At 66.9% G+C, this 25,705-nt stretch carries 22 protein-coding genes and 2 tRNA genes; 8 read left to right on the top strand and 16 right to left on the bottom strand.

Going from position 1 to position 25,705, the window contains the following annotated elements; all coding sequences use genetic code 11:
- Positions 1 to 45: 45 nt before the first annotated feature.
- Both ACRB8A_RS11795 and ACRB8A_RS11790 read right to left on the bottom strand, forming a co-directional pair.
- Positions 46 to 873 carry an alpha/beta fold hydrolase gene (locus tag ACRB8A_RS11795; RefSeq protein ID WP_050685511.1) on the bottom strand — a complete coding sequence of 276 codons (828 nt, stop codon included), beginning with the start codon at positions 871 to 873 and terminating at the stop codon, positions 46 to 48.
- 242 nt (positions 874 to 1,115) lie between these two features.
- Positions 1,116 to 2,495: an amino acid permease gene (locus ACRB8A_RS11790; RefSeq protein ID WP_432244754.1), complete on the bottom strand. Its 1,380-nt coding sequence runs from the start codon at positions 2,493 to 2,495 to the stop codon at positions 1,116 to 1,118.
- A gap of 331 nt (positions 2,496 to 2,826) precedes the next feature.
- Here ACRB8A_RS11790 and ACRB8A_RS11785 point away from each other — a divergent pair, with 331 nt between their 5' ends.
- From ACRB8A_RS11785 to ACRB8A_RS11765, 5 genes are read left to right on the top strand one after another with little or no spacing between them, the layout of a single operon-like run.
- Positions 2,827 to 3,537, top strand: coding sequence for an NUDIX hydrolase (locus ACRB8A_RS11785; protein WP_197273561.1), 711 nt, complete (start codon positions 2,827 to 2,829; stop codon positions 3,535 to 3,537).
- A complete protein-coding gene (gene nadA, locus ACRB8A_RS11780) occupies positions 3,534 to 4,838 on the top strand; it encodes a quinolinate synthase NadA (RefSeq protein WP_056597307.1) in 1,305 nt (434 codons plus the stop codon). Before ACRB8A_RS11785 ends, nadA begins: the two co-directional genes overlap by 4 nt.
- Entirely contained in the window at positions 4,838 to 6,520 is a 1,683-nt protein-coding gene (nadB, locus tag ACRB8A_RS11775) for an L-aspartate oxidase (RefSeq protein ID WP_432244753.1), read from the top strand. Before nadA ends, nadB begins: the two co-directional genes overlap by 1 nt.
- The gene (nadC, locus tag ACRB8A_RS11770) at positions 6,513 to 7,391 is read left to right on the top strand and encodes a carboxylating nicotinate-nucleotide diphosphorylase (protein WP_050685506.1); all 879 of its coding nucleotides are present in this window, start codon (positions 6,513 to 6,515) and stop codon (positions 7,389 to 7,391) included. The genes nadB and nadC overlap by 8 nt, the downstream gene beginning before the upstream one ends.
- Before the next feature lie 7 nt (positions 7,392 to 7,398).
- A complete protein-coding gene (locus ACRB8A_RS11765; protein ID WP_432244752.1) occupies positions 7,399 to 8,556 on the top strand; it encodes a cysteine desulfurase family protein in 1,158 nt (385 codons plus the stop codon).
- A 31-nt stretch (positions 8,557 to 8,587) separates the two neighbouring features.
- Here ACRB8A_RS11765 and ACRB8A_RS11760 read toward each other — a convergent pair whose 3' ends face one another.
- The 3 genes from ACRB8A_RS11760 to ACRB8A_RS11750 form a co-directional block, all read right to left on the bottom strand.
- Positions 8,588 to 9,079, bottom strand: a complete 492-nt coding sequence (locus ACRB8A_RS11760) for a GtrA family protein (RefSeq protein ID WP_432244751.1) — start codon at positions 9,077 to 9,079, stop codon at positions 8,588 to 8,590.
- Positions 9,080 to 9,167: 88 nt separating this feature from the next.
- The gene (locus ACRB8A_RS11755; RefSeq protein ID WP_050685503.1) at positions 9,168 to 10,031 is read right to left on the bottom strand and encodes a fumarylacetoacetate hydrolase family protein; all 864 of its coding nucleotides are present in this window, start codon (positions 10,029 to 10,031) and stop codon (positions 9,168 to 9,170) included.
- Between the two features lie 4 nt (positions 10,032 to 10,035).
- On the bottom strand, positions 10,036 to 10,698 hold the full coding sequence (locus ACRB8A_RS11750) for a DUF1684 domain-containing protein (protein ID WP_050685502.1): 663 nt from the start codon (positions 10,696 to 10,698) through the stop codon (positions 10,036 to 10,038).
- A 143-nt stretch (positions 10,699 to 10,841) separates the two neighbouring features.
- On the opposite strand from ACRB8A_RS11750, the gene ACRB8A_RS11745 reads away from it, so the two are divergent.
- Entirely contained in the window at positions 10,842 to 11,645 is an 804-nt protein-coding gene (locus tag ACRB8A_RS11745; protein WP_050685501.1) for a hypothetical protein, read from the top strand.
- A 58-nt stretch (positions 11,646 to 11,703) separates the two neighbouring features.
- Complete coding sequence (locus tag ACRB8A_RS11740; protein WP_050685500.1) at positions 11,704 to 12,510, top strand: transglutaminase-like domain-containing protein; 807 nt, start codon at positions 11,704 to 11,706, stop codon at positions 12,508 to 12,510.
- On the opposite strand, the gene ACRB8A_RS11735 is transcribed toward ACRB8A_RS11740, so the two are convergent.
- From ACRB8A_RS11735 to bcp, 8 genes are all read right to left on the bottom strand, one after another.
- On the bottom strand, positions 12,507 to 12,977 hold the full coding sequence (locus ACRB8A_RS11735; protein ID WP_285240969.1) for a MarR family winged helix-turn-helix transcriptional regulator: 471 nt from the start codon (positions 12,975 to 12,977) through the stop codon (positions 12,507 to 12,509). The two genes, ACRB8A_RS11740 and ACRB8A_RS11735, sit on opposite strands and share 4 nt — an antisense overlap.
- Positions 12,977 to 14,083, bottom strand: coding sequence for an LLM class flavin-dependent oxidoreductase (locus tag ACRB8A_RS11730; RefSeq protein WP_050685498.1), 1,107 nt, complete (start codon positions 14,081 to 14,083; stop codon positions 12,977 to 12,979). The genes ACRB8A_RS11735 and ACRB8A_RS11730 overlap by 1 nt, the downstream gene beginning before the upstream one ends.
- Before the next feature lie 188 nt (positions 14,084 to 14,271).
- A complete protein-coding gene (locus ACRB8A_RS11725; RefSeq protein WP_432244750.1) occupies positions 14,272 to 17,505 on the bottom strand; it encodes an efflux RND transporter permease subunit in 3,234 nt (1,077 codons plus the stop codon).
- Positions 17,506 to 17,568: 63 nt separating this feature from the next.
- Entirely contained in the window at positions 17,569 to 19,071 is a 1,503-nt protein-coding gene (locus ACRB8A_RS11720) for a malate:quinone oxidoreductase (RefSeq protein ID WP_432244749.1), read from the bottom strand.
- A 79-nt stretch (positions 19,072 to 19,150) separates the two neighbouring features.
- A complete protein-coding gene (locus ACRB8A_RS11715) occupies positions 19,151 to 20,821 on the bottom strand; it encodes an ABC transporter substrate-binding protein (RefSeq protein ID WP_432244748.1) in 1,671 nt (556 codons plus the stop codon).
- Between the two features lie 176 nt (positions 20,822 to 20,997).
- Entirely contained in the window at positions 20,998 to 21,684 is a 687-nt protein-coding gene (locus tag ACRB8A_RS11710; protein ID WP_050685495.1) for a fasciclin domain-containing protein, read from the bottom strand.
- A gap of 294 nt (positions 21,685 to 21,978) precedes the next feature.
- A tRNA-Leu gene (locus tag ACRB8A_RS11705) sits at positions 21,979 to 22,060 on the bottom strand.
- A 112-nt stretch (positions 22,061 to 22,172) separates the two neighbouring features.
- Positions 22,173 to 22,646 (bottom strand): thioredoxin-dependent thiol peroxidase, encoded by a 474-nt coding sequence (gene bcp / locus ACRB8A_RS11700; RefSeq protein WP_050685494.1) that lies wholly within the window; start codon positions 22,644 to 22,646, stop codon positions 22,173 to 22,175.
- A gap of 96 nt (positions 22,647 to 22,742) precedes the next feature.
- On the opposite strand from bcp, the gene ACRB8A_RS11695 reads away from it, so the two are divergent.
- A complete protein-coding gene (locus tag ACRB8A_RS11695) occupies positions 22,743 to 23,195 on the top strand; it encodes a MarR family winged helix-turn-helix transcriptional regulator (protein ID WP_050685493.1) in 453 nt (150 codons plus the stop codon).
- Positions 23,196 to 23,365: 170 nt separating this feature from the next.
- On the opposite strand, the gene ACRB8A_RS11690 is transcribed toward ACRB8A_RS11695, so the two are convergent.
- The 3 genes from ACRB8A_RS11690 to ACRB8A_RS11680 form a co-directional block, all read right to left on the bottom strand.
- Positions 23,366 to 23,441: transfer RNA gene (locus ACRB8A_RS11690), tRNA-Lys, on the bottom strand.
- A gap of 116 nt (positions 23,442 to 23,557) precedes the next feature.
- Positions 23,558 to 24,631, bottom strand: coding sequence for a PQQ-dependent sugar dehydrogenase (locus ACRB8A_RS11685; RefSeq protein WP_432246036.1), 1,074 nt, complete (start codon positions 24,629 to 24,631; stop codon positions 23,558 to 23,560).
- Positions 24,632 to 24,653: 22 nt separating this feature from the next.
- Positions 24,654 to 25,616: a hypothetical protein gene (locus ACRB8A_RS11680; protein WP_432244747.1), complete on the bottom strand. Its 963-nt coding sequence runs from the start codon at positions 25,614 to 25,616 to the stop codon at positions 24,654 to 24,656.
- Positions 25,617 to 25,705 lie beyond the last annotated feature (89 nt).

The following is a 25,705-nucleotide window of genomic DNA, read 5'->3' as shown; positions in this document are numbered from 1 at the left end:
GGACCCAGCCTACCGCCGGGACGCGCGCCCGTGTGCGGCCGGCGGCTAGCCGGCCAGGAACGCGATGGCCGCCTGCTTGAAGGCCCTGCTGGTCACGGCGTTGGTGTGGTTCCTGCCGGGGAGAACCAGCTGCTCGGCGCTGGTTCCGGCCTTGGCGGCCAAATCGGCCAGCCCCGCCAGGCTGCCGAGCCGTTCGTCCAGTTCGCCGGCCACCAGGAGCAAGGGGACGTGCGGCACGGCTTCGGCGGGGTCGTAGGGCTCATCCTTGATGGCTTCCACCAGGGTCAGCAGGGCGAAGATGTTGTTGCTCGGCAGCAGCTGCGCCATCCGGAGCAGCCTGGCGGTGGACTCATCCGCGATCGGGGTGCCGTCGGCCAGGAAGTCCTGGGCGGCCACCAGGTCGAATTCCGCCAGTGGGTCGGCCATGTTGGGCCCGCCCAGCACCAGCCGGTGCACCAGTTCGGGCTGGGTGGCGCCGAATTCCCAGGCGAGCCGGGAGCCCAGCGAATACCCCACTACGTCCAGCCCGCTGGAAGGATTCCCGTCCTGCAGGGGGCGCGCCCCGGCGTCGAACGCTGCCTGCAGCAGGTCCGCGCGGATCCTGCTGGGGGAGTAGGAATCTCGGTCTTCCGGGGCGCCGCTGCGGCCGTGGCCCGGCAGGTCCACGGTGATGACCCGGCGGCCCGCATCCAGCAGCGCAGCCACCCAACCGGTGTCTTCCCAGTTCAGCTTGCTGGAGGACGAGAAACCGTGGATCAGCAGGACGGGCCTGAGGCCGGCGTCCGATGCCGGATCGTGGACAGCGACAAAAAGTTGCGGGTCGGTGCCCTCTACCGTGTGGTTGTGCTGGTTGCCGGTGTGCCTGCCGCTCATGGTTACAGTCCTCATCAAGTACGGCGCTCAGGCGGACCCTGCGCTTCGGAGCCTCCTCCGCCTGCCCCGCCGAAGGTACGCACCACTTTACCCGGCTGCGGACTTGGCAGCTCAACAGCGGATTTACCGGTTTCAACCGCCAGGGCTGCGAGGGACTTCAACCGGGCAAGCTGGCACCCGCCCCGCCCAACTAGCTCGCAGTTGTTGTCGTTTTGAACCCCCAAAACGACAACAACTGCTAGTCAGTTGGGTTGGCGGGCGCCCCCGGTGAGCCGGGCGGCCAGCCAGCAGGCCGCAGCGATCCCCGCGATCAGCGTCAGCGTGCCGAAGAGCTGCACCCGGCTGCTCTCGGCGCTGAACCCCACAGCAAAGATCACGGCCAGCAGGACCAGGCCAAGGATGGTCAGGCCCGGGAAGCCCTTCATCCGCAGGGGCAGGGGAGTGCCGGCCCGGTCCGCACGGCGCCGCAGGACCAGCTGCGAAACCAGCGCGCTGCCCCAGACCACCAGGCAGGTGGAGCCCACCAGTTGGAACAGGGCCGGCAGGATCCGCTCCGGAAACAGCAGCTCCAGGACAGTCGCGATGAAACCAAACGCCACCGACACGCCCACGGCCGCCATGGGCACCCCGGCGCCGCGCAGCCGGGCCAGGAACCGGGGTGCTTCCCCACGGCCGGCGAGGGAGTACACCATCCGGGACGCGCCGTACAGGTTGGCATTCAACGCCGAGAGGAGCGCGACGACGGCCACCAGGGTGATGGCGGTGGCCGCCCCGGGGATCCGGGCGGCGTCCAGGACCCCCGCAAACGGGGAGGCGAGCGCCTCGGAGGTGGCGGGCAGGACTGCCGCGATCACCAGCACGGAACCGATGTAGAACACCAGGATCCGCCACACCACGGTGCGGATGGCCTTGCCGACGCTGTGCTCCGGGTCTTCGGTTTCGGCGGCGGCAACGGACACAATCTCGGTCCCGCCGAAAGCAAAAATCACCACAAACAGTGCCGCGGCCACACCGCCTAGGCCCTCAGGGGCAAAGTCAGTGGTGAGGTTGGCCAGGCCCGGCGAGGCCACGTCCGGGAGAAGCCCCAGGAGCAGGGCTGCGCCCACGCCGAGGAACAGGATGATGGCGGCCACCTTGAGGACGGCGAACCAGAACTCGAACTCGCCGAAGTTCCGGACGCCGGCGAGGTTGATGCCCGTGAACACCACCATAAACAGGAGTGCGAGAGCCCAGACAGGAACCACCGGCCATACGGAAAACAGCAGCCCGGCGGCGCCGAGTGCTTCAGCGGCAATAACCACCACCAGCTGCAGCCACCACAACCAGCCGATGGTGGCGCCGGCAGTCTTTCCCATGGCACGTTCGGCGTAGACCGAGAATGCGCCGCTGTTGGGGTTGGCGGCAGCCATTTCGCCCAGCGCCCACATGACCAGGATGATCAGGGTGCCGGCCACCAGGTACGAGATGAGCACTGCCGGCCCGGCCGCTTGCACGCCGGCACCTGAGCCCAGGAACAGGCCCGCGCCGATGGCACTGCCCAGTCCCATCATGGTGAGCTGGCGGGGCTTCATGCTGTGGCCCAGCTGGGGCTGGGGATGTGCCGGGGCGTGCTTCTCCGTCATGGGCTGCCTTCTTGGGTTCGGGGGATCCTCGTGGGACCACTTGAATTTACCGCCTGAGCCCGTGCAGGCCGTACCGGGCGGACCGGCCGGCGCGAAACGATGGGTACAGAGGTCCGGCGAAACGGCCGGGCACCCGAAGCCTCCCGCCTCCCCGGTCCTTGTGCCGGACCCCCATTTCCCGGGCCGGACCCTGAACCCGGTGGTGGCTGCTGCATGACCGGCCGGACTGCTGCCGGCAACATTTCGGTTTCGGGCCGTGGAGTCGTAGAATTAGTTCTAGTCAAATTGACTTTAACTGATGAGGTGGCTCCGGAAGGAGGCGGTGGCAGCGATGTATTCGAACTCGGCAAACGTTTCCGAACGCCAGGCGGCACCGCCGGCACTGGCCATTTCCACGGTGATCTTCGCGCTCCGACCCAGCGAGAGTTCCGGCCGGCCCACGCTGTGGCTGCCGCTGGTGCGCCGGATCCGGGAACCCTACAAGGACCAGTGGGCCCTTCCCGGCGGCCCCTTGAGCCAGGTCGACTCCCTGCAGGACGCGGCCGCGCGGAACCTCCGGGAAACCACCGGGTTGGCCCCCAGCTACCTCGAGCAGCTGTACGCCTTCGGTGGCCTGCACCGCTCGCCCACCCAGCGCGTTGTCTCGATCGTCTACTGGGCACTGGTGCAGCCCACTGAAGCTGCGCTCGCCGACGAATCCGAGAACGTCCGGTGGTTCCGGGCGGACCGGTTGGGCACGCTGGCCTTCGACCACAACGCCATCGTGGAGTACGCGCTCTGGCGGCTGCGGAACAAGCTCGCCTACGGCTCAGTGGCCTACCACCTGCTCGGGGAGTACTTCACCCTGGCCCAGGTCCGGGAAGTCTACGAGGCTGTCCTGGACCGCCAGCTGGACCCCGGCAACTTCCGCAGGCAACTCAAGGCGACCCCGGAAATCGAAGAAACCGGGGAATTCCTCCAGGGCGGGAAGCACCGCCCGCCACGCCTTTACCGCTTCACCGGCCGGCCCGGCCTTGACCCAGACAACAGGAGCACACCATGACCAGCGTCAACACGGCAATCCAGCTGATCACGCGCGAACAAGCTGAAAAGGGCGGCGCCGCAGAGCGCAGCACCTGCAGCCCGGCCCTCGCCAAAGGTCCCTGGGACTACGACCTTGCCGAAGCCCTCGCCGGCATTCCCGCCTACGGCCCCGGCGCCTCCAGCGCCGACGCCGCACCCGCCGCCACGCCCCGCCAGGGCCAGCTGCCGGAGGAGTACAAAAAGGCCACCGATGCCGAACTGGCGACCCGAATCCTCGCTGCGAAAGCCACGCTGGGCAACCGGGCAGTGGTCCTGGGCCACTTCTACCAGCGGGACGAGGTCATCCAGTACGCGGACTTTGTAGGCGATTCCTTCCAGTTGGCCAACGCTGCCCTGACCAGGCCCGATGCCGAAGCGATCATCTTCTGCGGGGTGCACTTTATGGCCGAAACAGCGGACATCCTCTCCACCCCCGAACAGGCAGTCATCCTGCCCAACCTCGCCGCCGGCTGCTCCATGGCGGACATGGCCGACGCCGGGTCGGTGGAGGAATGCTGGGAACAACTCACTGAAATCTTCGGCACCGAGCCCGACGCCGACGGCCGGGTCCCGGTCATCCCCGTCACCTACATGAACTCCTCCGCAGCGCTAAAGGCCTTCTGTGGCGAACACGGCGGCATCGTCTGCACGTCCTCAAACGCGAAGACCGTCCTCGAATGGGCTTTTGCGCGTGGACAGCGGGTGCTCTTCTTCCCGGACCAGCACCTGGGCAGGAACACCGCCAAGGCCCTGGGCGTGCCGCTGGAGCAAATGCCCATGTGGAATCCGAACAAGGACCTGGGCGGCAACAGCAGCGAGGCGTTGCAGGATTCCCGGGTCATCCTGTGGCACGGTTTCTGCTCCGTCCACAAGCGCTTCAACGTGGGCCAGATCGAAAAGGCCCGGCAGGACTTCCCCGGGGTGCAGGTGATTGTCCACCCCGAATGCCCCATGGAAGTGGTGGACGCCGCGGATTCCGCCGGATCCACGGATTTCATCAAAAAAGCCATCGCCGCAGCGACGGAACCCACCACGTTCGCGATCGGAACGGAAATCAACATGGTGAACCGGCTGGCTGCCGAATACCCGCAACACACCATTTTCTGCCTGGACCCGGTGATCTGCCCCTGCTCCACCATGTACCGGATCCACCCCGGCTACCTGGCCTGGGTCCTGGAGGAACTCGTGGCAGGGCGCGTGGTCAACCGGATCACCGTCGATGATGCCGTCCAGGCCAACGCCCGGACCGCGCTTGAGCGTATGCTCGCGGCCAGGCCATAATGCACCGCCCGCCCCGCACCGATGCCCGGCCGCTGGCCGCCCGCCGGCTCGCCATCCTGGGCAGCGGCATCGCCGGGCTCTACGCGGCACTGCTGGCGGGCGATGCCGGCGCGGAGGTGGTGCTGCTGACCAAGGGCCGGCTGGATCAAAGCAACACCTGGTACGCCCAAGGCGGCATCTCGGCCGTCCTGAACCATCCCGCTCCCGGCGACACGGTGGCAGCGCACATCGCCGACACCCTGCAGGCGGGGGCCGGCCATTGCAACCGGGCCGCCGTGGAACTGATGTGCCGCGAAGCACGCCAGGACATTGCCGGGCTGGCACGCTACGGCGTCGAGTTTGATCCGGGGTCCGACGGCGGTCCGGCCCTTGGCCTTGAAGCTGCCCACAGCGCCCCGCGGATCCTGCACGCCGGCGGGGACGCCACGGGAGCCCGGGTGGCCGCCGCCCTGATCAGCGAAGTCCTCGCCCGGGAAGCCGGGGGCTTGCTGACCATCCTGGCCGGGGCCCACGCCACGGCGCTGCGCCAGGCAGGCGGCAGGGTGACAGGGGTGGACTACCTCCAGGCCGGACGTCCGGCCACCCTCGACGCCGACGCCGTGCTGCTGGCCACCGGGGGAGCAGGGCAGCTGTTCGCCCAGACCACCAACTCCGCCGTGGCCACCGCAGATGGCCTGGCGCTCGCCGTCCGCGCCGGGGCAGCTGTCAGTGACCTCGAGTTCTTCCAGTTCCACCCCACCTGCCTGGTCCAGCCGGGCAGCGCGGGCGGGCCCGGCTGCAGCGGCGATCCGCTGCTCATTTCAGAAGCCGTGCGTGGCGAAGGCGCACTCCTGGTGGACGGCAGCGGCCGCCGCTTTATGCGCGCCTACCACCCTGACGCGGAGCTGGCACCCCGCGACGTGGTCTCGCGCAGCATCGCCCTGCACCTGGCCAAACTTGGCGACCCCAACGGCCACATCTACCTGGATGCCCGCGGTATCGAAGCGGCCAAGGGCGCAGGGTTCCTCCGCCGCCGGTTTCCCACGCTCACCCAAAAAACCCTCGACGCCGGCATTGACTGGACCCGGGACGTGGTCCCCGTGGCGCCCGCCGCGCACTACTGGATGGGCGGCGTGGCCACGGACCTCTCTGCCCGCACCAGCCTTCCCGGGCTCTACGCGGCCGGGGAAGTTGCCTGCACCGGCGTCCAGGGCGCAAACCGCCTGGCCAGCAACTCCCTGCTGGAAGGGCTGGTGTTTGGCCGCCGCGCCGTCGAATCCTTCCTCTCGCCCGGCCCGGCCTGGGCGCCGGCGGGGACCATTCCTTCGGCGCAGGCCTCCGGCACACCCGCCAAAGCGTCGCCCGGCCCGCAGGCAGCTGCAGGCGAGCCGTTTTCCCGGGAAGCGCTGCGGCGGCTGATGACCGCCAAAGCCGGCGTGCTGCGGAACGGACAGCTGCTGGCTGAGGCAGGCACGCTCCTGGCCGCCTGGGCCGCTGCGGTGCAACCCCTGAAAGTCCCCGCGGACGCTGATCCCCGCAGCCACGAGGACGCCAACCTGCTGCTGGCAGCGCAACTCCTGGTGGCCGGCGCCATCTCGCGGCGCGCCTCGGTGGGCGCGCACTACCGCAGCGACAGCACCGACGTCGACCATTCCCCCACCGCCGTCAGCCGGCGCCCGAAAGCGAGCCTTGTCCATGACTGATTCAACAGCCACCCTCCCGCAGGCCCCCGTCCGCGACATCCTGGAGCGCGCCTTCGCCGAGGACGCCCCCGCCGGCGACATCACCTCCCAGCTGCTCATTCCCGCCGGCGCCCGCGCCACGGCCGTCCTGAACGCCCGGGTGCCCGGGGTGTTCAGCGGCGCCACGGTGTTCCGCGACGCCATGCTGCTGGTTGATCCGGATACCCAGGTGCAGCTCCTGGTGCAGGATGGGGAAACGTTCGACGCCGGAACGCACCTCGCGCGGGTCAGCGGACGGGCCCGCTCGGTGCTGCTGGCCGAACGGGTGGCCCTCAACCTGGTCCAGCGGATGTCCGCGATCGCCACCAAAACCGCGGAGTTCGTTCGCCTTGTGGAGGGGACTTCCGCCCGCATCACAGACACCCGCAAAACCACGCCCGGACTGCGGATCCTCGAACGCCATGCGGTGAGGTGCGGCGGCGGGGCCAACCATCGGTACAGCCTCTCCGATGCAGTGCTCGCCAAGGACAACCACCTGGCCGTGATGACCGGGGGAGACCCCGCCCGGCTCACCGGCCTGCTGTTGGCGGCCAGAGCGCAGCTGGGGCACACCACCCACTTCGAGGTGGAGGTGGACAGCATGGACCAGATCGATCCCGTACTTGCGGCCGGGGTGGACACCATCATGCTGGATAACTTCACGGTGGAGGATCTGCACGCAGGCGTGACGCTGGTGGCCGGCCGGGCCCGTGTTGAAGCCAGCGGCAACGTGAACCTGGCCACCGTAGCGGACATCGCCGCCACCGGTGTGGACGTCATCTCCATCGGCGCCCTGACCCACACGGTGGCGGCCCTGGACCTTGGCCTGGACATTGAACTGACCGCGGGGTGAACGGGCTTTGATTTTCCTCGACGCCGCAGCCACCACACCGGTCCGGCGGGAAGTGCTGGAGGCCATGTGGCCCTACCTGACCGGCGAGTTCGGCAACCCGTCCAGCCACCACTCGCTCGGCGAATCAGCAGCTGCCGCTTTGGCCGGCGCCAGGGCTTCGGTGGCCCGCGCACTGGGCTGCCGTCCAGGGGAGCTGACGTTCACCTCCGGGGGGACCGAGGCGGACAACCTGGCCATCAAGGGGATCGCCCTGGCCAGGCAGGCCGCGGACCCACGGCTTAAACGGATCCTGATCAGCGCCATCGAACACCCGGCCGTCGAAGAGTCCGCCCGGTACCTTGAGCGGTTCCATGGATTCACCGTTGACGTGGCGCCCGTGGACGGAACCGGGCTGGTGACCCCGGAAGCCTTTGCCGGCTGCCTCCATCCCGGGACCGCTGTGGCCAGCGTGATGTACGCCAACAACGAGGTGGGTACTGTCCAGCCGGTGGCGGCACTGGCTGCGCTGGCGCACGGGCTGGACATCCCCTTCCACACCGACGCCGTCCAGGCCGCGGGGTGGCTGCCGCTGGACACCAAGGCCCTGGGCGTTGATGCCATGAGCATTTCCGGCCACAAGCTTGGCGCCCCCAAAGGCTGCGGCGTCCTTTTTGTGCGGAGCCGGACCCGGCTGGAACCCCTTCTCCACGGCGGCGGCCAGGAACGGGGCCGCCGGTCCGGGACCGAGAACGTGGCGGCCGCCGTGGGCCTGGCCACCGCCCTGACAATGGCGAAGGCAGGACAGCCGGAGCGGTCCGGCCACGTGGCCGCCCTGCGGGACGGGTTCATTGCCGCTGTACTCGCGGGGGTGCCTGGCGCAGTCCGCACCGGACATTGCTCGGAGCGGCTGCCATCGGTGGCGTCGTTCTGCTTCCCCGGGACCAGCGGCGAATCGGTCCTGCTGGACCTGGAACGCCAGGGGGTGGTGTGCTCCAGCGGTTCCGCGTGCGCTGCCGGTTCCGACGCGCCGTCGCCGGTGCTCACCGCCATGGGCTTCCCGGACGCGGTGGCACAGACCGCGGTGCGGTTCAGCTTCGACGCCACCGTCACCGCTGGCGACCTGGCGACCGCAGCGGAGGCCGTGGCCCGGGCTGTGGCCGGGGTCAGGAGCCTCGGTTCGGCCTGACCGCGGGAGTGCGGCTGGGGCCGGGACGCCGCTAGCGGTGCCGCGCCCGCCGGAAAATCCAGTGCCGCAGGAGCGTGAACCGGACGGCGGTGGCCAGGAACCCTGAGAGTGTGGTGGTGAGGAGCTCATCGCCCACCGTGGCAGCCGGATTCAGCCAGTGCAGGACGCCGAGGCTCCCACCCGTGATGACCAGCGCCACAACAATGACCACCAGCCCGTTCAGGTGGTCCCGGATCCTGCGCTTGCCGCCTTCAATCTTGAAGGTCAGGCGCCTGTTCAGGGCGGTGTTCAGCAGCGACGTCAGCACCAGGGCCACCGCATTGGCCAGCTGCGGACCCAGCCAGGGCCGCAGCAGCGCGTACAGGGCCAGCGACGCCGCGGTGCACAGGACGCCAACGCCGGAGAAGCGGATCAGCTGGCGGACCACCGGGAAGTGGAGGAGGCCCCGGTAGTGCCGGGTTGCTGGAAAGCTCCGGGTAGGCTGCTGCGTCGTTGTTTCCGCAGGCGCAGTGGTCGAATCCATCCGTTAAGCCTGACATATGTTCCGGCAGTCCCCGAACCATGGCTGACCGGACCGGCGGGTTACTGCGGCAGGGGGCCGGACCGGCGGGTTACTGCGGCACGGGGCCGGGCCACGCCGATGCTGTCACCGGGTTGACCAGCTCGCCGATGCCCTCCACCCGGCACGCGACGGTGTCGCCGGGGGACAGGGGACGGCACTCGGCCGGAAACCCGGTGAGGACCAGGTCGCCGGGGTGGAGCGTCATGAACCCGGTCAGGTACACCAGGATTTCGTCCACTTTCCAGCCGAGGTCCGCCGTGCTGGCGGTTTCCAGCGCCTTCCCGTTGAGGACTACGCCCACGGCCAGGTCGGCCTCGTCAAGGCCGGTGGTGATCCATGGCCCGGCGGGCGTGAAGGTGTCCTGGCTTTTGGCACTGATCCACAGCGCGTCGGATTTCTGCAGGTCCCGGCAGGTGACGTCGTTGGCGATGGTAAACCCCAGGACTGCAGCACGGGCGGTAGCCAGCGTCAGGCCGCGGGATGTGGTGCCGATGACCACTGCCAGCTCGGCTTCCGGTTCCACCTGGCGCATCCCGGGTGCCAGTTCGATCGCAACACCTGGCCCCACCACGCTCGTGGCTGCTTTGTGGAAGGCCTGGGGCGGCTGCGCCCGTCCGGCCGGTCCCGTGTTGTGGGCCATGCCCAGCACGTTGGCCGGCGCGCTGGGGGCCAGGAAACAAAATGCGTCCCGCGCCACGGTTGCCCCCAGCTGCCAGCTGTCGCGCCACGGGCTTGATGCGTTGGCCGCCGAGCCTGGAAAGGGCGTCCCGATGACCGTCCAGGTCCCGTCCCGGTCTGTCCAGTCCCCATCGGTCCCGGTTCCGGTGGCCGCGCTGGCAACAAAAAATTGTTCCGCGGCCGTTGCCGGGTCAGTGGGGCGTACGCGGGCAAGGCGGCGCGGGTTGGTGGTCATGGGCTCAGTACAGCTCGCCCACAGGGATGTCCACGGCCAGCCGGTTGGAGGGGCCGGCCAGCGGGCACGCCCAAGCCTCGTTGTAGGCGCACGACGGGTTGTACGCAAAGTTGAAGTCGAGTACGAACTCGGCGTCCGGTCCGGAGCCGCTGACGCCGTGGAAGGCGCCCTTGATGGTGTCCAGCAGGTACCGGCCGGCCCCGTAGCTGCCGCCGGGCTGGCCGGCGGTGGCGTCCCGGAACGGGACAAAAATTCCGCCGCCGTAACCCTGCAGCTTCCAGACGGCCAGCTGGCCCATTTCCGGCAGGTCGAACGTGCCCAGCCGGACAAAATGGACCGTCCCGTCGGTACCCGTCTCAACAGTCATCTCCCGGCCGGCGCCTTCTTTGGTGAGCGGCACATGGAACCGGTAGATGGGGTCGTAGTCAGCGGTCCGCAGGCCCGAAAAGTTTGATTTGTCGGCTTTGGTCAGTGCCGAGGCCGGATGGGTGGCAAACATCAGGTCGCGCTGGTGGCGCCAGTACGAGTGGGCTTCGGCCGGGTTGTCCGCAGAAATCCGGCGGACATTGTCGTACAGGGAATACGTCCGCAGCCGCCAGTCGGCAATGTCCAGGGCGGAGATGTCCGCCAGTGATTCCTCGGGTGCGCTGTGCTGGTCTTCCGCCATACCAAACAGCCTAGTGCCAGGGACGGCTGAAGACGTCCGACGGCGACACGCCCGGCAGGTGTCCGCTGTCCGGGCCTGCGGCACCGGCAAGCCGTGGCTCGCCTACACGCCGTCGGGTCACCCCGCGGACTAGGCTGGGGCGCATGAAGCGCGCGCCGGCTGCAAGGACAATGCTCGCGACGGCAGTTGCCGCCGCCGTGCTGGCTGGGTGTTCCGCCCCGTCGGCCCCGGCACCGGCCTGGACTGCCCAGCCGGAAGACACTGCCGTAACGCAGGGCACTGCATCGCCGGATGGCACCCCGTCACCGGAAGGAACGGAGGCGGCATCAGCACGCCCCTCAGCCACGGGCACGGCCCGGCCGGTGGCCACCGCTGCGGTATGGAAGACATTTGCCGACGCCGGCCGGAAAGTCAGCTTCGACCTGCCGCAGGATTGGATCGCCCAGTCCGTGCCGCCGGCAGCGGGGACGCTGCCGGGCGCCCTGAAAATCGAGGTGAAGAAGCCCGACGGCACCTTTATGGCCGCCCTGCAGACCGGACTGCCGGCGTCGGCCGTTGACTGCCCTGAAGGATCCCGGAAACCGTACACCGTGATCAGCAGCGTGCCGGTGGACCTGCCGGCCCTGTCCGGTGAGGCCACCATCCCGCCACGCGTGGTGTTCCGGGTGATCCAGGGCTACCGGTATTTCGGTTCCTACGGCATCACCAACGTGGTGGGTGGAGCGGGCAACCTGGCCTGTGAACTGCGGAACACGGTGCGGGGGCCCGCGGCGATAGGCGACTACTCGTTCGGCGATGTGCCGGCGCTGAAGGCCTATGCAACGGATGAGTTGGTGGCCCCGGCCAAGGCCTTCGATACGTTGGCGCAGGCCGCCGCCTACGCCAATGAGGGGACTGAATTCGCCAACGTCCAGCGGATGCTAATGTCTCTGAAGGTTTCACCCTAGTCCCGCAGCCCGTGTGCCGGGACCCCGTTCACCTCCTGCCAACACCCCCGGAAGCGACATGGAACGTACTGTTACAGCACACCTGGTTTTCAAAACCGCCGCCAACACCAAAGTAGCCATGGCCGTCGCTGCGGCCCGCAACGATGGGTACTCATCCTTCGCCGAATCGCTGTCCGTGAGCAGCGGCGGCGGGGAGGTGCCACTGACCGAGGTGGCGGACCACCACGGCGGGCGGCTCCACTACATGGAGTTCACCGACCCGGCAGAGGTCACCGTGCACTATTCGGCCACGGTGTCCGGCCGGGCGCAGCCGGAAGAGGCAACCCTCGCGGACCGCATCCGTTACGTCAGGCCCAGCCGCTACGCGGAGTCGGACCGGCTCCTGCCCACCGCCTACGCGGAGTTTGGCCAGTTGCGGGACGGCGCCCTGCTGACGGCCGTCCGCAACTGGGTGCACGGGGAACTGCGCTACCTCAGCGGCTCCTCGCGCGGAACGGACGGCGCGGTGGAGACCCTCCTCAGCCGCCGCGGCGTATGCCGGGACTTCGCGCACCTGGCCATAGCGCTGCTGCGGTCCAAGGACATCCCGGCCCGGCTTGCCGCTGTCTACGCGCCCGGCCTGTACCCCATGGACTTCCATGCCGTTGCCGAGGCCTTTGTGGCCGGGGCCTGGCACGTGATTGATCCCACCGGACTGGCCCCGCGGGAGTCAATGCTCCGGATCACTGCCGGCCGGGACTCCGCAGACACCGCCTTCCTGTCCACCATCGGAGGCAGCCTGACGCTGAGCAGGATGCAGGTCACGGCCGTGGTCAACGGCGTCCTGCCGGTGGAGGACCCGGACCGCCTGCAGGTCCTGGGCTAGTGCGGTGGCAGCTGGCCCAGTGAGCTGCGGAGCTTGTCCGTCAGCCGTGCCAGTTCTTTCTGCTCCGCGGGGGTCAGCGCCGGAGTCACCAGCGCGGAGATGTCCCGGACGTGTTCGCGGCCGATCTCCTTCTGCAGGTCCCTGCCGGCATCAGTCAACCTCAGCAGGACGCCGCGGCCGTCCTCCGGGGCGGGCATCCGATCCACCAGCCCCCGCTTTTGAAGCCGCTCCACCAGCCGGCTGAGGCTTGACTGGCTCAAGAGGACATTGTCGTTGAGTTCGTTGAGCCGCAGCCAGCCGGAGGGGCAGCGGGACAGCGTGAACAGCACATCGTACTCGTTCAGCGCGAGCTGGCGGAAAGCCGGTCCCTGCTGCAGTTTCCGCATCACCGCCACCTGGGCCCTGAACAACGACTCCCAGGTTTCCGCAGCGAGACGGACCGGCGATTCCGGCTTTCCGCTGGACATTATGCGTCCGCGGTGGTTTTGGCCGCGTCCTTGGCAAGCTGCGCAGCCACGCGGTTGGCGTGGGTGGGCGGCTCGGGGACGTGGGCGGGCTTCTTGTCGGCGTATTCCTTGCGCAGGACGGGAAGGACTTCCTCACCGAACAGGTCCAGCTGCTCCAGGACCGTCTTCAGGGGCAGGCCGGCGTGGTCGATCAGGAACAGCTGGCGCTGGTAGTCGCCGAAGTACTCACGGAAGGTAAGCGTCTTCTCGATGACCTCCTGCGGGCTGCCCACGGTCAGCGGAGTCTGCGAGGTGAAGTCCTCCAGCGACGGGCCGTGGCCGTAGACCGGGGCGTTGTCGAAGTAGGGGCGGAACTCCTTGACAGCGTCCTGGGAGTTCTTCCGCATAAAGAACTGGCCACCCAGGCCCACGATCGCCTGGTCCGCAGTGCCATGGCCGTAGTGCTCGTAGCGTTCCCGGTACAGGCTGATCAGCTGCTGGTAGTGCTCTTTTGGCCAGAAGATGTTGTTGGCGAAGAACCCGTCACCGTAGTACGCGGCCACCTCGGCGATCTGCGGCGTGCGGATGGAGCCGTGCCACACAAACGGTGCCACTCCGTCCAGGGGCCGGGGCGTGGAAGTGAAGTTCTGCAGCGGGGTGCGGAACTTCCCGGACCAGTTCACGGTGTCTTCGTCCCACAGCTTGCGCAGCAGGCTGTAGTTCTCAATGGCCAGCTCCACCCCGTCCTGGATGTTCTTGCCGAACCAGGGGTACACGGGAGCGGTGTTGCCGCGGCCCAGGACCAGGTCCACGCGGCCATCCGCGAGGTGCTGGAGCATCGCGAAGTCCTCGGCGATCTTGACGGGATCATTCGTGGTGATCAGCGTGGTGGCTGTGGAGAGCGTAATCCGCTCCGTCTGGGCGGCGATGAAGGCCAGCGTGGTGGTGGGGGAGGAGGAGAAGAACGGCCGGTTGTGGTGCTCGCCGATGGCGTAGACATCCATGCCGATTTCCTCGACTTTTTTGGCGATGGCCACCGAGGCCTTGATGCGTTCGTTTTCGGTGGGGATCCGGCCCGTGACGGGGTCCGGGGTGATGTCGCTGACGCTGAATACACCGATTTGCATGATGTGCCTTTCCGATCCTGGTCTTGCTGGCTTGGTTCCAGTGTAGTCCAAGATAGATGCATTTGCATCTATCACCCTCTGTAACGCGATGCCGTCCGGAATATTCCCTGTCCCGCCGCGTGGCAGCCAGGGGTTAACGCAACAGGCCCGCACCGGATCTCCGGTGTGGGCCTGCTTGATTCCCGCCGCTATTCGGGGCTGCCGGGGGCGGCCCGGCGGCCGCTGACCTTGGGCACCATACCGGTGGTCCAGTCATTGAATTCATTGTCCACACGGGCGCCCGCCCGGTAGTCCGGCCGCTGGCGGAGGTCCTTCAGCAGCTGTTTCCTTTCCCGTCGGCCTTCCACCAGCCGGTACAGCACCGGGACAAGGACGAGGGTCAGCGCGGTGGAGGAGATGAGCCCGCCAATCACCACCACGGCAAGGGGCTGCGAGATGAAGCCGCCGCCGCCGGTGAGCCCCACGGCCATGGGCGTGAGCGCAAAGACGGTAGCCAGGGCCGTCATCAGGATGGGCCGCAGCCGCTGCCGGGCACCGTGCGTGATGGCATCGGCCACGCTCATTCCGGGCCGGCCGTCGCGTGGCTGGCGGTATTGGTTGATCAGGTCGATCAGGACGATCGCATTGGTCACCACAATGCCCACCAGCATCAGCATGCCGATCAGCGACGGCAACCCCAGCGGGACCCCCGTCAGGAGCAGCAGCGCCACGGCGCCGGTGGCGGCAAACGGAACGGAGACCAGCAGGATCAGCGGCTGGATCAGCGACTTGAACGTGGCCACCATGATCACGTACACAATGGCGATCGCGGCGAGCAGTGCCAGCCCCAGCTGCTGGAATGATTCGGCCTGCTGGGTGGTGGCCCCGCCGATTTCGGCAGTCACCCCGGCGGGAAGCTGCACATCGGCCAGGCGGGCCTGGACTTCGGTATTCACGGCACCAAGGTTGGATCCCGACGGCGTCACGGACACCCGCGCGGTCCGCTGCCCGTTGCTGGCGGTGATGGAAACCGGCACGTCCACCTGCTCCACGGCTGCCACGCTGCCCAGGGTCACCGTTCCGGGGCCCGCCGGCAGGGGGATGTTCCGGACGGCATCGATGCTGGTGAACTTGGTGCCCTGGCCGATCCGGACCGGGAAATCGTTGGTGTCGATCCGCACCTCGCCGGCGGGGACGGGGCTGATGGTAGCGGCGAGGACGCCGGCCACCTGTTCCTCGTTCAGTCCGGCTGCAACGGTTTTGGTGCGGTCAACCTTCACCTGCACCACCGGCTGGCTGGCCGCAAGGTTGGTTGCCACTTCGCTGGTTCCCGGCACACCCGTCATTGCCGCCACCATCGCGTCGCTGGCGGCCTGCAGGTCCGCCGTGGTGGCGGCCTTGAGGGTGATGTCCACGGTGGAGGACGTGCCAAACCCGCCCTGCTGGGTGCCCACGGAGACCTTGCCGGAATCGGGGACCTGTGTGAGTTCGGAGCGGACCGTCTCCTGCAGCAGCTCCTGGTCGGCTTTCTCGTCGGTGACCACCGTGAAGGTGGAATTGGACGACCCGCTGGAGGTCAGGGCGGCAAAACCGGCGGTGGCGTTGCCGGAAGTGACCTGGACATCCTTGATGCCGTCGATGTCCCGGAGGACCGTCTCCAGCCGGATGGCCGCCGCGCTGGTTTCCGCCAGGCTGGTGCCGGCGGGGAGCACCTGCCGGACAGTGAGGCTGTTCTGGCCGGAGTTGCCCAGCAGGTTGGTGGCCAGCAGTGGCGTCATGGCGCCGGTGGCGCCCAGGACCAGGACGGCCGCCACCAGCGTGATGACGGGGTGTTTCTGGGTTTTGTTCAGGATGGGAAGGTAGCCGCGTTGGAGCCTGCTGCGCTGTTCGCTCTCCAGCGCCTTGCCGCGTGCCTCGGCTGCCTGTGTACGGGCCGTTGGTGAGCCGGCCACGGCACCCACGGCAGCGGCGCCTGGATTCTTCAGGAACCAGTAAGCCAGGACGGGGACAATGGTCAGGGACACCAGCAGGGAAGCCAGCAGCGCCATGGTGACCGTCAGGGCGAAGGGCCGGAACAGCTCGCCGGCGAGCTCACCCACAAAGGCGATGGGCAGGAACACCGCCACTGTGGTCAGGGTTGAGGCGGTGATGGCCCCGGCCACTTCCCGGATGGCGGTCAGGATCGCCGTGACCTTTTCCTCGCCGTAGCTCAGGTGACGTTTGATGTTCTCGATCACCACGATGGAGTCATCCACCACCCGGCCGATGGCAATGGTGAGGGCGCCAAGGGTCAGGATGTTCAGGGAGTAGCCGGTGGCCGACAGGCCAATGAAGGTGATGAGCAGCGAGAGCGGGATGGACACCGCAGTCACCAGGGTGGAGCGTGCCGACATCAGGAACACCAGGATGACAGCCACCGCGAATCCCAGGCCCAGCAGGCCTTCGGTGGTGAGATCTTTGATGGACTTTTCGATGAAGGGCGCCTGGTCAAACACAGGCGTGAACTTGGCATTGGAGCCCAGTTCGGCCTCAAGGTCCGCCAGGGTGTCGCGGACAGCGTGGGAGATGCCCACAGTGTCGCCCTCGGGTTTTTTGGTGACGGAGACGGCAAGGGTTTCGGCACCGTTGGTCCGGGTGATGGAGGTGCGCTCGTCATCCTTCAAGGACACGTCCGCCACCGTACCGATGGTGGCAGCACCCTTGGCGCCGGAGAGCGGCAGCGCCTTGATGGCGTCCAGGGAATCCACCGGGCTGCCGATCTGCAGGGACAGGGTCTTGCCCTGCTCCTGGACGGTCCCCACGGGTACCAGGGCCCCGTTGTTCGCCAGGGCGTCCCGGATGGCGGTGATTCCCGCGCCCGCAGCGGCCAGGTCATCCTGCCGGGGCAGGATTTCGATGTGTTGGGTGGCGCCGCCGGTCACGTCGGCGCCACGGACGCCGTCGATCTTCTGCAGCCGGGGTACGCTCAGCCGCAGCAGGTCGGCGTTGAGCTCGCTCAGGGACTTGTCCGAGGAGACGGCCAGGAACACGATGGGGAAGTCGCTGATGCTGCCCGCAATGGCCTGGGGCTGGACATCGTCCGGCAGGGACCGCTTGGCGTTGGAGATGGCCCTGTCGATCTGGTTCCGGGCCCGGTCCAGGTTCGACCCGTACGTAAACACCAGGCTTATCTGGGACACACCATTGCGGGAGGTGGAGGACGTTGATTCCAGGCCCTCCACCCCGTTCAGGGCGGTTTCCAGCGGGCCGCTTACCTGCTTGTCCACCACCTCCGGCGAGGCCCCGGGCATGGCCGTCAGCACCGTGATCTGCGGGAACTCAATTGATGGAATGAGTTCCTGCTTCAGCGACGTCATGGTCAGCACGCCGAAGACGGAGGCGAAAACGGTGATCAGTGCGATCAGGGCACGGTTTGCAAGTGAAAGGTGCGCCAGCCGGAACATCGCATGGTCTCCTGTGGGTTGGGGAACGGGAACGGACCCTGCGGTGCCTGCGCTGACCTGGGGTCAGCGGCCGGCGGAAACGCCTTCCAGCTGCAGCGAGGACGCCGTGGCCAGCTCGAGTTCGGCGGCGAGCTCCGGGTTCTCGTCAAGCTTGACGCCGTAGCCGGGCATCATTTCCTTGAGCTTGCCCTGCCAGCCCTTGAAGTTCTTGGGGAACGTCTTCTGCAGCAGTTCGATCATGATGGGAACAGCGGTGGAGGCTCCGGGCGAGGCACCCAGGAGGGCGCCGATGGAGCCGTCGCGGCCGGCTATCACTTCAGTACCGAACTGGAGGATGCCGCCCTTCTGTGGATCCTTCTTGATGATCTGTACACGCTGGCCGGCGGTGATCAGTTCCCAGTCGCCGTCCTTGGCTTCGGGGTAGTACTCGCGCAGGGCCTCGACCTTGTCGCCGTGGCGCTTGGCCACTTCCTTAACCAGGTAGGCGGTGAGGTCCATGTTGTCCTTGGCCACGGCCAGCATCGGAATGATGTTGCTGGGCCGGATGGACAGGGGCAGGTCCAGGTACGAGCCGTTTTTCAGGAAGTTGGTGGAGAAACCGGCGTACGGGCCGAACAGCAGGGAGCGCTTGCCGTTGACGTACCGGGTGTCCAGGTGCGGGACGGACATGGGCGGGGCGCCTACGGAGGCCTGGCCGTACACCTTGGCGCTGTGTTGGGCGGCGATGTCCTCATCGGTACAGCGGAAGAACTGGCCGGAGACGGGGAACCCGCCGTAGCCCTTGCTCTCGGGGATCCCGGAGGCCTGCAGGAGGTGGAGTGCGCCGCCGCCGGCGCCCACAAACACGAACTTGGCGTGGATCTTGCTGTGTTCCCCGGATTTGGGGTATTTCAGCGAAAGGTCCCAGCCGCCGTCGGACGCCTTGGAAATCCCGGTAACGGAATGGCCGTAGTTGATTTCGACGCCGTTGTTCCCCAGGTACGTGGTCAGCTCACGGGTGAGTGCACCGAAGTCGACGTCGGTCCCCTCGGCCGCACGGGTTGCGGCAACGCGCTGCTTCGGGTCGCGGCCCTTGACGATCAGCGGTGCCCATTTGGCGATCTGCGCGTGGTCCTCGGAGTACTCCATGCTGCGGAAGAGCGGGTGCGGCTTCAACGCCTCATAGCGGGTCTTCAGGAATTTGGTGTGGTCCTCGCCGATCACGAAACTCATATGCGGCACGGTGTTGATGAAGCCCTTGGGGGAGCCGATCAGCTTCTGCTCCACCAGATGGGACCAGAACTGCCGCGACAGCTGGAACTGTTCGTTGATGACCAGCGCCTTCGACGGGCTCACCGAACCGTCCTTGGCCGCGGGCGAGTAATTCAGTTCGCAGAGGGCGGCGTGGCCGGTGCCTGCGTTGTTCCACGGATCCGAGCTTTCCAGCCCCGGCTCGTCCAGGCGTTCAAACAGCGAAACGGTCCAATTGGGTTCCAGCTGCTTGATGAATGCCCCGAGCGTGGCGCTCATGATGCCACCGCCGATCAGGACAACGTCGGCATGGTGGGTCTTGGAAATGAAAGTCACGATCAGTCTCCGATTGCAGCGGCTCTGGCTGTCACAGAATATCCCCGGTCTGCCTACATACTGAAATTGGGGCAGCGCGTCAAGGCTTCAGTTGGACCTTTGTAAAAACTTCGTTTAAGACAGGGGACGCCGGATAGCTGACCACACGGTCCGAGAGGGCCAGGGCGGAGATGGGGAAGGCGATGGGCACGGCCGGGACCGTCGCAGCGATCTGGTCATTGATGGTGTGATACTGCTCATCCCGTTCCTCCCCCTCGGGCATGCTGCGGGCCCTGTTGATCTTGGAGAAGACCTGGGGATCCTGATAGCCGAACTCGCCGTTCTTCTCCCCGAACAGGGGTCCAACAAAGTTTTCCGCGTCCGAATAGGAGCCGTTCCAGCCCAGCAGGTGCAAGGCATGGTCGCCGGGGGACTGGACCTTCTGGAGGTAGCCCTCGGACCACTCCACGGGAACGGGCCGGATGTTCAAGCCGGCAGCGGTCAGCTGCCGGCTGATCTCGGCGTACACCTTTTCCGGCGTGGGGAGGTAGGGCCTGGTGACGTTCAAGGGGTAGTAGAACTTCAGTTCTTCCCCGGCGTAGCCTGCGTCCTTCAGGTACTGCTTGGCCTTGGCAAGGTCGTGCCCAAGTTCCGGTGCGTTGTTGTTGAAGCCGCTGATTTTGGGCGGCACGAACTGGGTGGCCTTGGCCGTGTTGTCGATGAAGAACCTGCGGATCAGGGTCTCCTTGTCGATGGCCAGCTCGATCGCCTGGCGGACTTTGAGGTTTGCCAGGATGCCGACTGCCTGGTTCATGCCCACGTACATCACAGAGAACGGATCGCGCTGGACGATCTGCTTGCCGCGCTTGACCAACTGGTCAAAGTTGCCCACGGTCACGGCGTCGTAGCCGTCGATTTTGCCGTCCAGCAATGCCTGGAGGCGGGTCTGCGGGTGGTCGTAGGCCATAAAATTGATGGTGCCGATCTGGCCGCGGTCCCCCCAATAGGAGGAATTGGTGACCAGGGTAACGCTGCCCTCGTCCCAGCTGCTGAGGCTGAACGGGCCCGTACCCACAGGGTTGGTGCCGAAGGCAGACAGCGGCTGGCCGCTTTTCTGCCGGTCCAGGACGTTGGCGTTGCCGGCGGCCAGGGCAGCGGGGGACGCGATGGCGAACGCGGGCAGCGTCAGGGCCTGCAGGAACGCAGTGAACCGCCGGGTCAGGTCCAGCTGCACGGTGTCCGCTGCCAGGGCCGTGCAGCTTTTGAAGATGGACAGGTCCGGTTCATCGGCGTGGGCCTTGAAAACACCCTTGAACGAGCTGCCGGGCGCCTGCCGCTGCAGGTCCGGGGAGAACGCGAACCATCTGTTGAAGTTGGTGCACACGGCTTCCGCGTCAAAGGGTGTGCCGTCATGGAACGTGACACCGCCGCGGAGTTTGAAGGTGTAGGTCCGGCCCTCGTTGGATTCGGTCCACTCGGTGGCGAGCAGGGGCGTTGGTTTGCCGGTGGTCTGGTCCACGCCCACCAGGCCTTCGAGGATCTGGCGGGTGATGCGCTGCGACTCAACATCGCTGGATAATGCGGGGTCGAGCCCCAGGGGCTGCGCGGCCGTGCCGAAGTTGAAGGTGGCGCCGGGTTCAGCGGCAGCGGCGGAGCTGGGGAAACCCGACGACGGCGACGGGGACGGGACGCCCGTGCATCCGGTCACACCCAGTGCCAGGAGGAGGGCGCCGCTTTTGATCACCGTCCGCCGGGAAGTACTGCTGGGCACTCGTTTATCACCTCTGGATTTGCCGGCTCCGCGATGTGCGGGCCGGACCCCAGTCTAGTAGAAGGTGCCGCCGCTGCCTCGGAGGTGGGGAACGGCGCCGGGCGCAGCAAAGCCGGGTCCACTCCAGCGAGTGGACCCGGCTTCAGTGATGCTGCAGTTCCGAAGGTGGCCGGGACTTACTTGGGCATCAGCACCGAGTCGATGAGGTAAACGGTGGCGTTTTTGGTCTTGACGCCGCCGCAGATCACGTTGGCGCCGTCGACCGTCAGGGCGTCGCCGCTGCCGGCAACCGTGACGGATCCGCCCTGGACCGTGGCGTGGGTGCCGGCGATCTTGTCCGGGGTGATCTGGCCGGGAACAACGTGGTAGGTCAGGATCTTGCTGAGCAGGGCATCATCGGTCTTGAGTGTTTCGATGGTGGCGGCGTCGATCTTGGCGAAGGCGTCATCCACCGGTGCGAAGACCGTAAATTCGCCACCGTTGAGGGTGTCCACCAGGTCCACCTTCGGGTTCAGCTTGCCGGAGACGGCAGCGGTGAGGGTGGTGAGGATGGGGTTGTTGGAGGCGGCAACAGCGACCGGATCAAGGGCCATGCCTTCAACGGAGCCGGCACCCGTGGGAACCTGTGCGGCGTAACCGGCGCAACCGGGGCCCACCAGGTTGGCTGCCGGATCCATCGTGTCGGCGCTGGCCGACGATGACGCCGACGGTGACGGTGCCATGCTGGTGGCCATCGAGGACGGCGACTCCGCCGGTGCAGAGGAGGCGGCCGGGGTGCTGGTTCCACCACATGCCGTCAGGCTGAGCAGAGCTGCAGCAGCAACGCCTGCGACGGTGAAAGTTGTGCGCTTAATAGTCTGCATTTTGGTTTCTCCTTGGTTTATTGCATTTTCCGGGAAAGGAAATGAAGTTTCCCTGCCGGGTTTATCTGGCTGGTGGGCACCTGCCCCTCGGCCGGTGTCTCAATGGGTATTCGGCAGCTGTGCCGAGAGGGATGGGTGGATTTCCAAATCTTTTTTTCAAACACGGAATACGCCGCCGCCATGGGCCGTCAGGGCCGTGATTCCGCGGCATCCCCATCCCGCCGGCGGCCAGGCGATGGAAGTTAAACCAAAAGGTCCTCCCGGCACATTGCCGGGAGGACCTTTTACATTGTGTGCGCAAGGGGGGACTTGAACCCCCACGCCCGAAGGCACAGGAACCTAAATCCTGCGTGTCTGCCAATTTCACCACTCGCGCTTGCCCTCCCACCGAATTCCATTAGCCGCAACAGGCGGTGCAATGCAGGACGGTGGAGGCTTTCGTTCCATTGTAGCGTCGCGGCAGTACTGTGTCCGGCCGCCGGGACGTGTCAGGAATCGATCTTCAGGTCCTTGCGCAGCTTGGCGACGTGGCCCGTGGCACGGACGTTGTACTGGGCCACCAATACCTTCCCGTCCGGGTCCACCACCACGGTGGACCGGATCAGTCCTTCGTAGGTTTTTCCGTAGTTCTTTTTCTCGCCCCACGCGCCGTAGGCTTCGGCAACCGCGTGATCCGCGTCGGAGAGCAGCGGGAAGGTCAGCCCTTCCTTATCGACAAAAGCCGCCAGCTTGGCGACCGGGTCGGGGGAGATGCCCAGTACGTCATAGCCCGCGGACTGGAGGGAGGCCAGGCTGTCGCGGAAGTCGCAGGCTTCCTTGGTGCAGCCTGGTGTGGCTGCCGCCGGGTAGAAGTAGACGATGGTGTTCCGGCCGGGCCGGGGGGCCAGCGCCGTGTCCTTGCCGGTGGAATCCTTGAGGGTGAAGCCGGGCGCGTTGTCGCCGGCAGTCAGTCTTTCAGCCACTGTTTATCTCCTTGTCGCGTGCGGGACACACCAGCCTAGTAACGGGTGGGGGACAGTGCTAATCCCTGGTTGGTTATACTTGATTCCATGCCTGATATGGATCACTGGCCCACGGGGCGCCTCTTGTCCACTGCCGCGCGCCTCGTTGAACACTCATGGAACGAGAAACTCGCGGCCATCGGCCTGACGCACGCCGGTGTCATCGCCATTGAGGTTCTGGACGCGCAAGGCCCCATGACGCAGGCCCAGCTTGCACAATACGTCCGGGTCCAGGCCCAGACCATGGGCAAAACGCTGAGCCGGCTGGAGTCGCACGGGCATATCGTGCGGGTCCGCAGCACCTCGGACCGCCGCAGCCACGTGGTTTCGCTGACGGACCGTGGCAAGGAAGCCGTCTCCGCCGCAGTTGAGATGGAACGCTCCGTCCTGGCCTCAGCCTCCATTGACCCGGATGTACTCCGCCAGGAACTTCAGGCAGTGGTCCGCGAACTGGCCAGCCAGTTCGCTGTGGCGCCCAGTACCGCTGCGCTGGTGGACAACACGCCGTAACGTCCTGCTGGCCGGCCGTTGGAGCCGGAAGCGCGCGGCTGCAGCCCATGGGCTGTGGCCGCTTTTTTGTGCCCGGACCGTCGACTGGCCGGCAGCCTGCCGGGCAGCTGTAGGCACAAACAAAACAGCCCCCGGTTTGCGTTTCCGCAAGCCGGAGGCTGTTTTCCCAGTGGTGCACCCCCCGGGACTTGAACCCGGAACCCATTGATTAAGAGTCAATTGCTCTGCCAATTGAGCTAGAGGTGCATCTTCTTTGCCTTGATCTTTCCGGGCTTTTCTTTCCCGGTTGATCTCCGCAACGACATGAAACTCTACACGAACTTCCGGTGCATGTGAAATCGGCGTCCGGAGCAGCTCCCGGGTCAGCCCTGGAGCGCCAGAATCAGTACAAAATCAGGGTTTTGGCCGTTGGTCAGGAGCCATAAGCGGCCATCCGGCGCCCGCGCAACATCCCTGATCCGGCCGTACTCCCGTGTGAAATGGGCCACAGGATCTCCCGCCGCGTTGCCTTCAAGCGGGACGGTCCACAACCGCTGCCCGCGCAGTGCCCCCAGGTAGGCCGTCGATCCGATGATTTCCAGGCCGCTGGGCGAGGACTCCGCAGTGCTGGGCCACACGGCCTTCGCGTCCTGGAACGCCTGCCGTTGCGGTGCCCCGGTGACCTCGGGCCAGCCGTAGTTTGCGCCCGGGAGGATCAGGTTCAGCTCATCATCCTTGTCCGGACCGAACTCGCTGGCCCAGAGTTGCCCCGAGCCGTCCCAGGCAAGGCCCTGGACGTTGCGGTGCCCCAGGCTGTACACGGCGTTGCCGAAAGGATTTCCCGGCGCCGGTTGTCCGTCGACGGTCAGGCGCAGGATTTTCCCGCCCAGGGCATTGGGGTCCTGTGGTTGGTCCCGGCGTTGGGAGTCGCCCGTCGCCACGTAGAGGAAGCCGTCAGGACCAAAGCGGATCCGGCCGCCGTTGTGCGTCCCGGCTTTGGGGATGCCGGTGAAAACTGCCTCCGGGGCACCAAGGGCCATCCCGCCGTCGGCCGTTTCCTCCACCCGCGCCCGGACCACCCGGTTGTCCCCGGCAGCCGTGAGGTAGAGGTAGAGGTACCTGTCGGCGGCAAAGCCGGGGGAGAGGGCAAGGCCCAGCAGGCCACCTTCCCCGCCGGCGGCAACGCCGGGAACCTGGCCCACCACGGTGGCGGCGCCGTTGCGGACGGCCTTGAGCGTGGCACTGTCGCGCTCAGAGATGAGTGCCGTCCCGTCCGGCAGGAAAACTGCGGCCCACGGGGTCTGCAGTCCCACAGTGAGGCGTTCCGCGACAACAGGCGACCAGCCGGCTGTGGCCGGTGGGACGGTGCTGCTGCCCGTGGGCCGGTTGTCAGTGGTGTTGGTGCACCCCGCCAGGACAAGTGACAGGCTGCAGGCCAGCCAGGCCAGCCCGGCCAGGACGGCCGGCAGCCGTGGCGGCTTAGAGCCGGCGGCGCCGGGGTGCGCGGAAACCGGCAGCCTCCGCGTGGGCGGGGGATTCGAACCAGACACTGGCGGCAGCGTCCTCATATTCAGGGTGTCCCTCTTCGTAGTAGGTCATGGCAGCGCCATCCCCCTTGACGGTGAAACCGCCGGGGCCGGTGCCGTCGCCGGCGGCAGCTGCTGATCCTTCGCCGTACGGCCCGCCGGCGGCCTGCTGGTGGCTGGCTCCGTTTTCCACCAGTGCCGAGGATGCTGTCCTGTCGGCCGTCTCTGCGGCGGCCGCGTCGGGCCGGACTGTTCCTGCGGCGGCTGCCGGTGGGGCTGCCTCAGGTGCCGCATCCTCGCCTGCGCCGGACTCTGCTCCGGGCAGCGTGGGCGAGTGCGGGTCAGTATATTCGGAATGGTGGGTGGGTGTTGCTTCCGGCGCCACGCTTGCCGGGACTTCGGGCGCGGGGCTGCCCGCTGCTTCCGAGCCGGCCGCAGGGCTGGCCTCCGACCACTGCGTTTCCCATTCGGCCTCGTCCTGGGCATTGGCGTGGGCGGCGGCTGCAGCGGGTTCAGGAACTACAACCGGTTCAGGCTCTGCAGCCGGTTCGGGAGTTGCAGCAGGTTCGGGCGCCAAGGCAGGCGCGGGCTCCGTGGCGGGCTCGGGAACCACTGCGGGCTCGGGAACGGTCGCAGGCTGCACTTCGCGGGCTGCAGCTTCGCCGGCAGTGGGCACCGGGTCTTCGGCGGTGGTGGGGGCGGCTGGCCCGGCAGGCTGGCCAAACCCGGCCACCGTGGGTATTCCCGTGGTTCCGGCGGCCGCAGCGGAAGCCGCTGAGCTGCCGCCGGACAAGGCACCGTCTGCCGGGCGCTGCGGGGCGTCGGAAGCGGCTCCGGAGGACCGGGACCGGTTCATCAGCCACCAGACCACGCCCACGATGACAACAATCAGAATGATCCAGAAAACGATGTCCACAGCAAATCCTTTGGTCTGTCACGGATGGAGCCTTTCCCCTGACGCTACGTTGGGGGACCACCGCTGTCCAGACTGGTGAAGCCGCAACG

This window comes from Arthrobacter sp. G.S.26 (assembly GCF_050847375.1).
Lineage (GTDB): Bacteria > Actinomycetota > Actinomycetes > Actinomycetales > Micrococcaceae > Arthrobacter.
This window is presented reverse-complemented; position numbering and strand designations above follow the sequence as displayed.